Origin of the sequence: Halovivax sp., from assembly GCA_007119345.1 — an archaeon.
Classification (GTDB): domain Archaea; phylum Halobacteriota; class Halobacteria; order Halobacteriales; family Natrialbaceae; genus Halovivax.
The window spans coordinates 1-9,112 of the sequence record SKPV01000260.1 but is presented as its reverse complement, the minus strand read 5'-3'; the positions used below and the strand labels follow the sequence as shown (position 1 = coordinate 9,112).

Sequence of the window (9,112 nt, the reverse complement as noted above, 5' to 3'; positions counted from 1 at the left end):
TCCGAGTCCATCGCGTCAACGTGGACGAACGAGCCGCCCGCCGCCTCGATCCGCCGCGCGGTCGCCGCGAGGTCGACGCCCGCCAGTTCGGCCCGAACCTTGACGCCGACGATCGCCCCTTGATCGACGCCGGCTGCCACGTAGTCGGCGAGACGATCGGCGTCGCGAAGGAGCGTTTCGCCGCAGCCGACGGCGCAGAGCTCGTCCTGCCGGCAGTGGGCGTTGATCTCGAGAAACGCACCCCGATCGCGACAGATCGTGGCGGCTTCGCGGATCGGGTCGACGCTCGTCGACCGGACGTTGAAGCCGGGGCGGATCGGGGCGTCCGCGAGGCTGGCGAGCTGGTCGTCGACGAAGGCGATCGGATCGGGCGGGAGGAACTCGTTGCGTCCGCGGGCGACCAGGTCGCGCGCCGCCGACCGCGCCGATTCGTCCAGCGCGATGCCCCCGAGAAACGCGGCGCCGGCGTCCGCCGCGCCGGCCCGCGCCCACGCCGCGTCCGAGCGTCCGCTGAGGCTGGCCAGGGCGAGGCGGGGTTCGAACATCTCACTCTACGCGGTCGACGGCTCGCGCGACGGCGTCGACCACCCGCCTCGCGTCGTCGGGAGAGTCGATGCGGATGTCGGTCTCGACGGTCGGTCGCTCGAAGGTGGCGTCGTCGTCCTCGTCGACCACGAACGCGTCCGCGAACGGGTAGGCCGCGGCGAGCCCCGCCGTGCCGGGCTCTGCCCCCACGGCCGCCATCAGCTCGCCGGCCGGACCCGAGAACGCCTCGTCGCCGAGGAACGGCGAGACGGCCACGACCGTCGTCTCGGCGAGCGCATCGCCGAATCCCGACAGCGAGAGCATGGGTCCGATGCTCGTCACCGGGTTCGAGGGGCCGATCACGACCGTGTCGTCCAGGGCGTCGAGGACTCCGGGGGCGGGCGAGGCGTCCGCCGAGCCGCGGAATTCGACGTTTTCGACCGACGGCTCCCCGCGGTGAGCGACCCAGTACTCCTGGAAGTGTTGGAGTCCGTCTTCCGTGTGGACGAGGGTCGCGACGGGGTCGTCGCTCATCGGCAGCACGTCGATCGTGATACCGAACGCTCCCGCGAGCAACGCCGTCGCTTCCGAGAGAGAATTTCCGCGGTCGAGGAGACTGGTCCGCGTGAGGTGGACCGCGCGATCGCGGTCCCCGATCGTCATGAACTCGCCGACGCCCGAGAACCGCCGCCAGCGCGAGATCTCGCGCCCGGCCGTCTGTTCGGTATCGGGGAGGTACTGCGGGCCCGTCGGAAGGTCCGCGGCGTTCGCGAGTTCTCCGAGCGCCTCGTGGGTGCGGTGCGTGTCGCCGTCGATCCCCCACCACGTCTCTCGATCGAGGATCCCGCCGCCCTGGAACAGCAACGTGTCGACGTCGGGAGAGACGAAGAGGCCGCCGAGCTCGACGTCGTCGCCCGTGTTGGCGACGACCGTCGTCTCGTCCGGCGTGAACGCCGCCGTGGCACCGTCGAGAAGTTTCGGCGTGCCGGTGCCCCCGGAGAGGAACGTGACCATGAGTCATCCTTGCGGAGGAGGCATTTAATCAATTGCGGCCCCCGGGGCGATTCCCTCCGACGATCGGTCGCTCCGCTCTCGGTCGTCCTCTCATCGACCGTCGAGCCAGTCCCGGAACGTGCCCTCCAGCAGCGTCTCTCGTTGTCGTCGCACGTACCGGCGCTGCATCGACTCGATCGCCGCCTCGAGGTCGTCGCCGTCCCCGACGCGTTCGGACACCACGTCGCGCTTCCACCGGGCGGGCGTCACCCCGGATTCGACCCGAGCGCGCAGCGGGTTTACGTAGACGGCCACTTCCTCCTCGGAAAGTCCGCGGGTTGTGAGGCCGTCCGCGGCGTGAGCGAGCAGGTCGTCGTAGAGCTCGGCGACCTCGGTCGTCTCCTTTCCGTCGTTGGTGATCCAGAACAGGTCGGCCGCCAGCCCGTCGCGCATCGCCGCGTAGAAGTTCTCGCGGGCGATCTGCCAGTCGAGGTCGGCGACGGGGTGTTCGAGGCGGATCAAGCTCTCCATCAACCCCGCGAAGGCGGCCTGGAACGCGATCGAATCGCGCACCGTCGGCTGGGCCGGGACGGGCCGGAATTCGATGCGCGCGTTGGCCGCCGATCGGCTCGCGCCGTCGAAGACGGGCCGGACCCAGCGCCAGTAGGTGCCGTGGGTGCGCCGGAAGTGCGCGAACCGATCGTCGTACCGTCCCCGCTTCTCGACCGGCATCGGGACGATGGTGTCGTCCACGGCGATCCGGTCGACCGCCTCGGCCGTCGAGGAGAGATCGGTCGGGAATCGAACCTTGCCCGGCTCCTCCGCGGCGGCGTTGAGAACCGTCTCGAACACGCCGATCCGGTGTTCCATCCAGCCGTCCGCGAGCGCGTCCTCGGCGGTCGTTCCCTCGTCGTAACAATCCGGCGGGAAGAACGGCGAGTTGACGCCGAGGGCGAGCAGCGGACCGGCGATCCGCAGCGCGTAGTTGAAGTACGCCGGCAGGTCCGCGGCGTGGGGGACCTGGTAGTGAGGCTGGATCGACGTGATGAGGCTCTCGGGCATGACGGTGTCGGCGTCGATCGTGACGTGGGGCGCGTCGACGCGCATTCCCGCGGCGGCCGCCCGATCCGTGTTCGCCATCGCGTGGTAGCGCGCCGAGTCGCTCATGTTGGCGGCGACGCGAACCGATCGCTCGTCGCCGTCGACGTCGATCGAGCGGTCGACGCTGTCGGTGAGGTAGTCCGTCGCTCGCTCGCCTTCGGGCGGGATGGTCCACATGCCGTCGCTCACCAGCTGGAGTCCCTCCGTATCCGTGACCGAGAGCGCGGTCTCGAGTCGCGCTTTCACCTCCGACTCCTGGGCCCTGAGTCCGTGCGCCGAGAGCGGTTGGGGGCTCGTCGTCATCTCGGCGTTGTGTAGCCCGAGCTCCTTCTCGAAGCCGATGAGCTCCAGGAGCCGCCGCGGCACGCGCACGAGCGAGGCGTCCTCGGCGTCGACGGCGTAGAACTCGTACTCGAACCCGACGATCGCCTGCGGGTTGTCGAAGGCGCCGTCGTCGAGCGCCGATCGCAGCTCGCTCGCCTCCGACTCGACGCGGGCCTGGTACTCCTCGGGATCGACCGCGAGCACGTCGGCCATCCGCGCCGCGAGATCCGATTCGGTCATGCCGGAGGTCCGTCGACCACGCCCTTGAAAGGTGCGTCTGCGCCTCGGTCGTTCCGCTCGCCCCGAGACGCTTCATCTGGGCCGCAAAGACGTTCCCTCCCGGCGGCCATCAGGGCCGCAGAGACGCTTCCCTTCCAGCTGCCATCAGGGTCGCAGAGACGCTCCCACCCGGCCGCAAAGTATGTTCGCTCGGTACGATCGGCTGGTGCGTTCGGGTTCTCCCCGTCCGCCCCGGCCCGTTCCGTCCGGACGTGCGATGACGGATAGCTTAAGAGGTGGCCGACGCCTACCCCGACACGATGGAGTTCGCCGCCTTCGCCGATCGCGCCCGCGAGATCGAGGACGAGCCGGCCGATCTGGAGATCGTCGACCTCGTCGCGGAGCTGTTCGGGACCGCCGGGGACGATCTCCCGGTCGTCGCGCGGTTCGTTCAGGGACGGGTCTTTCCGGCGTGGTCGTCCCGGAAACTCGACGTCGGGCCGAGCGCCTGCCACGAGGCGATCGCCCGCGCGGCCGGCCGGAACCTGAGCCGCGACGACGTCGAATCGCGGCTGGCCGAGATCGGCGAGATCGGCGACGTGGCGGCGAGTTACGATTTCGGCGGCCAGCAAGGACTGGCCGCGTTCGCGAGCGGCGCCGACGGCTCGGACGCCGCCGGGGGTGGCGAGCTCGCGGTCGCCGACGTCGACGAGACGCTGTGCGACGTCGCGGCGGCCGGGGGCTCGGGCAGCCAGGACCGGAAGGTCGACCTCCTTTTCGGGCTATTCAACCGCTGCTCGCCCGACGAAGCGCGGTACCTGGCGCGGCTCGTCCTCGAGGAGATGCGCATCGGCGTCGGTGAGGGGACGGTCAGGGACGCGATTGCGGGGGCGTTCGACGTCCCGGTCGAGGACGTCGAGCGGGCGCTCCAGGTCTCTAACGACTACGGACACGTCGCCGAGATCGCGCGAGCGGAGGGGGACGCCGGACTCGAGGCGGTCGAGCTGGAGATCGGTCGCCCCGTGCAGGCCATGCTCGCGCAGGCGGGTTCCGTGACCGAGGCGCTGGAAGCGTGGCCGGAAGCCGCGGTCGAGTGGAAGTACGACGGCGCGCGCATTCAACTACACTGCGGCGAGCCGTTCCGTGAAAGCGACGACGGCGCCGGTGAGGGAAGCGAGGCTGCCGTCGGCGAGATCGGCGTCTTCTCTCGCAACATGGAGGACGTGACGGCCGCCCTCCCGGAAGTCGTCGAGTTCGCCGAGGAGACGCTGGACGTCCCGGCGATTTTGGACGGCGAGGTCGTGGCGATCGAAGAATCCGGCGATCCCCTTCCGTTCCAGGAGGTCCTCCGGCGGTTTCGACGCAAACACGACGTGGCGAAAGCGAGGGAGGACGTCGAGGTCCGGCCGGTCTTCTTCGACTGCCTGCACGCGGACGGCGACGATTTACTCGACCAACCGCTGACCGCACGACACGACAGGCTCGAACGTCTTCTACGGGGCGGCGTTTCGGGTTCCGGCGATGCGGATTCCGGCGACGCGGATTCCGGCGACGCGGGTACCGGCGACGCCGGGGACGCCGTTCGGGCCGCGGATGACTCCCCGGCCGAGGAGGTCGAGGGACTGTCGCTGCTGTGGATCACCGACGACCCGGACGAGATCGAGTCGATCGACGCCGAGGCCCTCGACGCGGGCCACGAGGGGATCATGCTCAAGGACCCGGGCTCGGCGTACTCTCCAGGGCGTCGCGGCAAGCAGTGGCTCAAGCGCAAGCCCGACGTCGAGACGCTCGATCTCGTCGTGACGGGCGCCGAGTGGGGTGAGGGACGCCGAGCCACGTTTCTCGGGACGTTCGAACTCTCCGTCCGTGACGGCGACGACTACGCGACGATCGGTAAGGTCGCGACGGGCATCTCGGACGAGCAGCTCGCGGAGTTGACCGACCTGCTCGAACCGCACGTCGAGGCCGAAGCTGGCCAGGAGGTCGATCTCGACCCCGCCGTCGTGTTCGAGGTCGGTTACGAGGAGATCCAGCGCTCGCCGACCTACGAATCCGGCTACGCGCTTCGGTTTCCACGGTTCGTGACCGTTCGCGACGATCTGGATCCGCAGGGCGCCGATACGGTCGAACGGGTCGAGCGCCTCGCGGGAGAGTGAGTTCGGGTGGGTGGGTCGAGCGCCTCGCGGGAGAGCGACTTCGAGCGGGCGAGTCGAGCGCCTCGCGGGAGCGACTTCGGGCGGGCGGGTCGAGCGCCTCGCGGGAGAGCGACTTCGGGAGGGCGGGTCGAACGGCTCCTCAAACGAGAGATCGGTGGCCCGATCATCGGAACTCGGATTCGGCGCCCGCCTCGCCCCGGACGAATTCACGTTTGAGAAGTCATAAATCGGTCCGCCGGTTCGACACACACATGGACGCATACGAGCTGATCACCCGAAACGCCGAGGAGGTGGTCACTGACGAGGAGGTGCGCGAGCTGGCCGAAGCTCCCGCGGAAAAGCGCGCCTACGTCGGCTACGAGCCCTCCGGCGTACTCCACATCGGGCACCTCCTGACGGCGAACAAGCTCATCGACCTCCAGGACGCGGGGATGGAGGTCGTCGTGCTCCTGGCCGACGTCCACGCCTACCTGAACGGCAAGGGGACGTTCGAGGAGATCCGCGAGACCGCCGAACGGATGCGAGCCCAGTTCCTCGCCTACGGGCTCGACGAGGACCGGACCGAGTTCGTCTACGGCTCCGAGTACCAGCTCGAAGAGGACTTCGTGCTCGATCTCCACGAGATGGCGCTCTCGACCTCGCTGAACCGGGCCCAACGCGCGATGGCGGAGATTCAGGGCGGGGAGACCGCGACGGTCAGCCACGTCCTCTACCCGCTGATGCAGGCGCTCGACATCGAGTACCTCGACCTCGACCTCGCCGTCGGCGGGCTGGACCAACGGAAGGTGCACATGCTCGCCCGCGAGGAGCTACCCGACCTGGGCTACGACGTCCGGCCGGCGATCCACACGCCGATCGTCGCCGACCTCACGTCGGGGGAGGGGAAGATGTCCTCGAGCGAGGGCGTCACCATCTCCATGGAGGATTCAGCCGCGGACCTCGAGGAGAAGGTCAACTCGGCGTTCTGTCCGCCCGAGCGCGATCCGGAGGGCGACCTCGAGAATCCCGTCCTCGAGCTGTTCGAGTACCACGTGTTCCCGCGATTCGAGTCGGTGACGGTCGAACGCCCCGATCAGTACGGTGGAAACGTTACCTACGAGCGCTACGACGATCTCGCCGACGACTTGGACGTCGGCGAGCTCCACCCCGCCGATGCAAAGTCAACGCTGGCGAGCTACCTGAACGAGCTGATCGAACCGGGTCGGGAGGCGCTCCGGGAACTGAGCGGATGAGCCGATGAGCGAGCGCCACGGGACGGACGCGGGCGGCGGAGACGGTCCGGGGACCGGAACCCGGGGCGGGGACGGCCGCGGGGTTGACGCGGGCGGGGAGTCCCGAGCGGTCGACTGGCGCTCGCTGGCGGCGGTCGAGCGACTCCGGTACGTCGCGGCCGGACTGGCGTTCGCCGTCGCTGCCATCCACCTCTTCCATCCGGATCTCGGATTCCTCCGACTGGTCGAGCTGCTGGCGGCGGATCCGACGTTGCTATCGACTCACCCCCGGCCGCTCGCGTTCGTCCTGTCCGCGATCGCGATCATCGCCGGCGTCAACGCCGTCGCGATGGGCGCGCCCCGACGACCGATCTACGCCGCCGGTATGGTCCTCGTGTGGACGTACGTGCTCGGATACGTCGCCTGGCACTACTTCGGTCACGGGGCGTTTCTTCCGGGTCGCGAGGCTCATCACCACGACGCCCCGGCCCACGAGATGGTCGTGGCGCACCTCGCCGGCGATCCGTGGGCGCTGGCGGCGATCCTGACGGAACTGGCACTGTTCGTTCTGCTCGCGGTCCTCTTCGTCCGCGACCGCTGACCGACCGCGAGACGGTGCTCGCCGCCCTTGGCACGCAACCTGAAACGCCGACCCGGCCGATTGAAGGTGGTCGAGCCCTCGCACGCTCACATGAACGAGACGCGACGGGCGGTCCTCGAGTCCCTCGCGGGCGGACCGGTCACCGGTCCCGAGATCGCCGACGCGCTGGACGTCTCGCGGGCGGCCGTCTGGAAGCACGTCGAGGCGCTCCGGGAGGCGGGCTTCGAGATCGAGGGCGGTCCGGCCGGGTACGTCCTGGCCGACGTGACGGGCTACGACGCGGCGACGATCGAGTACGGTCTCGACGCGCCGTTCGAGGTCGAGTACCACGACGCGATCGAGAGTACGAACGCGCGCGCTCGAGAACTCGCCGCCGACGGCGCGGCCGATCTCGTGGTCGTCGCCGACGAGCAAATCGGCGGTCGAGGTCGGCTCGACCGCGAGTGGGCGTCGCCCGCCGGCGGCGTGTGGCTCAGCATCGTCTGTCGACCCGACGTGCCGCCCGCCCGCGCGCCGCTTTTCACCCTCGCGGCGGCGGTGGCGACGGCGGCGACCGCCCGCGAGGCCGGCGTCGACGCGCGGATCAAGTGGCCCAACGACGTGGTCGTTCCGGCGGACGTCGACCGCGGGTACCGCAAGCTCGCCGGAATCCTCACTGAGATGGAAGGGGAGACCGACCGCGTGGACTGGCTCGTCTGCGGCGTCGGCCTGAACGCGAACCTCGACGCCGAGAGTCTCCCCGACGGCGCGACCAGCCTCCGCGCCGAATCCGGCGACGTCGACCGCCGGACGTTCGTCCAGCGGCTGCTCGAGCGCTTCTACGAGCGGCGCTCGGACCTGGACGCCACGGTCGGGCGCTGGCGGGAATTGGCGCTGACGCTCGATCGACGGGTCCGGGTGACGCTCCCGGACGAAGCGATCGAGGGTCGAGCCGTCGACGTAACCGAGTTCGGCGCGCTGATCGTGGAGACGGAAGACGGTCGGGTCACGGTGACGGCCGGGGACTGCGAACACTTGCGTCCCGCCTGAGGGTCTCCGGACGATCGTCACCACTCCAGACGCGTCGTTCTCCGGTGCACAACCTCACCGATCTCCGCCTCGTCGGACGCCGCCGAGATATCCGTACGGTCCGACTCAGTCCACGCGCGCAATCGGCTCCCTCTTCGATTCCGTCGCCGATTGCGTTCCGACGCGGACGGTCAGTACGGGGATCGGCGAGGTCCGGACGACGCGCTCGGTGACGCTGCCGAGGAGGAGTCGGTCGATCCCGCCGCGGCCGTGGGTCCCCATCACGACGAGGTCGCAGTCGCTCGTTTGCGCTTCTTCGACGATGACTCGGCTCGGCGATCCCTCGCGAACCGTCGTCTCGACCACGAGATCGGGGGCCCGCTCGGCGATGAGTTCCTCGACCCGCTCGACCGCCGCTGATCCCTCGTCTCGCAGGGCGTCCCCGATTCCGTCCCACGCCGTCTCCATCGGGAGGCCGCCGTAGTTAGCCGCGTTCACCACGTAGACCGTTCTGATCGCGGCGTCGTGGCTGCGCGCCAAGTCGAGCGCGTGCTCGACGGCGCGCTCGACCTCCACGGAGCCGTCGGTGGGTACGAGGATCCGATCGTACATCGTGTGATGTGGTATCATACTAACGGCCACCGTAATAACAGTATCGCGGCATTCGACCCGGAAACGCGTCCGTGGGACGGATCGAGTTGTTCCCCGAACGACGGCCCGGTCGGCCGCGTCCGATTCGAGGCCGTCCGCCCGACGGTCCGGCGTAGGACGTTCCTGGGCCCTATACGGGAGTCTCCGTGCCAACCGTCCGTACGTTGGGTTGGATGCTCGTGGCCGTTCGCTGGCAGGTCGGGTGGGTCGCTTGCCGCGCGTTAGGCGGGTCGCTTTTTGGCAGGTGAGGCGGGCCGCTTGCTGCGCGTTAGGCGGGCTGCTTGCTGCGCGTTAGGCGGGCTGCTTGCTGCGCGTTAGGCGGG

At 69.3% G+C, this 9,112-nt stretch carries 7 protein-coding genes and 1 pseudogene; 4 read left to right on the top strand and 4 right to left on the bottom strand.

Annotated features, from left to right (window positions below; translation table 11 throughout):
• From QZT59_RS17800 to QZT59_RS17790, 3 genes and pseudogenes are all read right to left on the bottom strand, one after another.
• Positions 1-545, bottom strand: a pseudogene (locus QZT59_RS17800) (dihydropyrimidine dehydrogenase); the annotation flags it as partial.
• Position 546: 1 nt separating this feature from the next.
• Positions 547-1,539, bottom strand: coding sequence for a 2-phospho-L-lactate transferase (gene cofD / locus QZT59_RS17795; RefSeq protein WP_290819228.1), 993 nt, complete (start codon positions 1,537-1,539; stop codon positions 547-549).
• A 90-nt stretch (positions 1,540-1,629) separates the two neighbouring features.
• Positions 1,630-3,183, bottom strand: a complete 1,554-nt coding sequence (locus QZT59_RS17790) for a hypothetical protein (RefSeq protein ID WP_290819227.1) — start codon at positions 3,181-3,183, stop codon at positions 1,630-1,632.
• A gap of 299 nt (positions 3,184-3,482) precedes the next feature.
• Between QZT59_RS17790 and QZT59_RS17785 the strand changes: the two genes are divergently transcribed.
• The 4 genes from QZT59_RS17785 to QZT59_RS17770 all read left to right on the top strand — a co-directional run bounded on the left by QZT59_RS17785 (position 3,483) and on the right by QZT59_RS17770 (position 8,159).
• Positions 3,483-5,318, top strand: a complete 1,836-nt coding sequence (locus QZT59_RS17785) for an ATP-dependent DNA ligase (RefSeq protein ID WP_290819230.1) — start codon at positions 3,483-3,485, stop codon at positions 5,316-5,318.
• Positions 5,319-5,569: 251 nt separating this feature from the next.
• Positions 5,570-6,550 carry a tyrosine--tRNA ligase gene (locus tag QZT59_RS17780; protein WP_290819226.1) on the top strand — a complete coding sequence of 327 codons (981 nt, stop codon included), beginning with the start codon at positions 5,570-5,572 and terminating at the stop codon, positions 6,548-6,550.
• A gap of 4 nt (positions 6,551-6,554) precedes the next feature.
• Positions 6,555-7,130 (top strand): hypothetical protein, encoded by a 576-nt coding sequence (locus QZT59_RS17775; protein WP_290819225.1) that lies wholly within the window; start codon positions 6,555-6,557, stop codon positions 7,128-7,130.
• A gap of 90 nt (positions 7,131-7,220) precedes the next feature.
• Positions 7,221-8,159, top strand: coding sequence for a biotin--[acetyl-CoA-carboxylase] ligase (locus tag QZT59_RS17770; protein WP_290819224.1), 939 nt, complete (start codon positions 7,221-7,223; stop codon positions 8,157-8,159).
• Between the two features lie 105 nt (positions 8,160-8,264).
• Here QZT59_RS17770 and QZT59_RS17765 read toward each other — a convergent pair whose 3' ends face one another.
• Positions 8,265-8,750 carry a universal stress protein gene (locus QZT59_RS17765; protein ID WP_290819229.1) on the bottom strand — a complete coding sequence of 162 codons (486 nt, stop codon included), beginning with the start codon at positions 8,748-8,750 and terminating at the stop codon, positions 8,265-8,267.
• Positions 8,751-9,112: the final 362 nt, after the last annotated feature.

What these genes read in the sequence shown, in the direction of transcription:
- QZT59_RS17790 (WP_290819227.1), bottom strand. Translation starts at nt 3,183, where the DNA reads ATGACCGAATCGGATCTCGCGGCGCGGATGGCCGACGTGCTCGCGGTC.
- QZT59_RS17770 (WP_290819224.1), top strand. Translation starts at nt 7,221, where the DNA reads ATGAACGAGACGCGACGGGCGGTCCTCGAGTCCCTCGCGGGCGGACCG.
- QZT59_RS17785 (WP_290819230.1), top strand. Translation starts at nt 3,483, where the DNA reads ATGGAGTTCGCCGCCTTCGCCGATCGCGCCCGCGAGATCGAGGACGAG.
- cofD (WP_290819228.1), bottom strand. Translation starts at nt 1,539, where the DNA reads ATGGTCACGTTCCTCTCCGGGGGCACCGGCACGCCGAAACTTCTCGAC.
- QZT59_RS17780 (WP_290819226.1), top strand. Translation starts at nt 5,570, where the DNA reads ATGGACGCATACGAGCTGATCACCCGAAACGCCGAGGAGGTGGTCACT.
- QZT59_RS17765 (WP_290819229.1), bottom strand. Translation starts at nt 8,750, where the DNA reads ATGTACGATCGGATCCTCGTACCCACCGACGGCTCCGTGGAGGTCGAG.
- QZT59_RS17775 (WP_290819225.1), top strand. Translation starts at nt 6,555, where the DNA reads ATGAGCGAGCGCCACGGGACGGACGCGGGCGGCGGAGACGGTCCGGGG.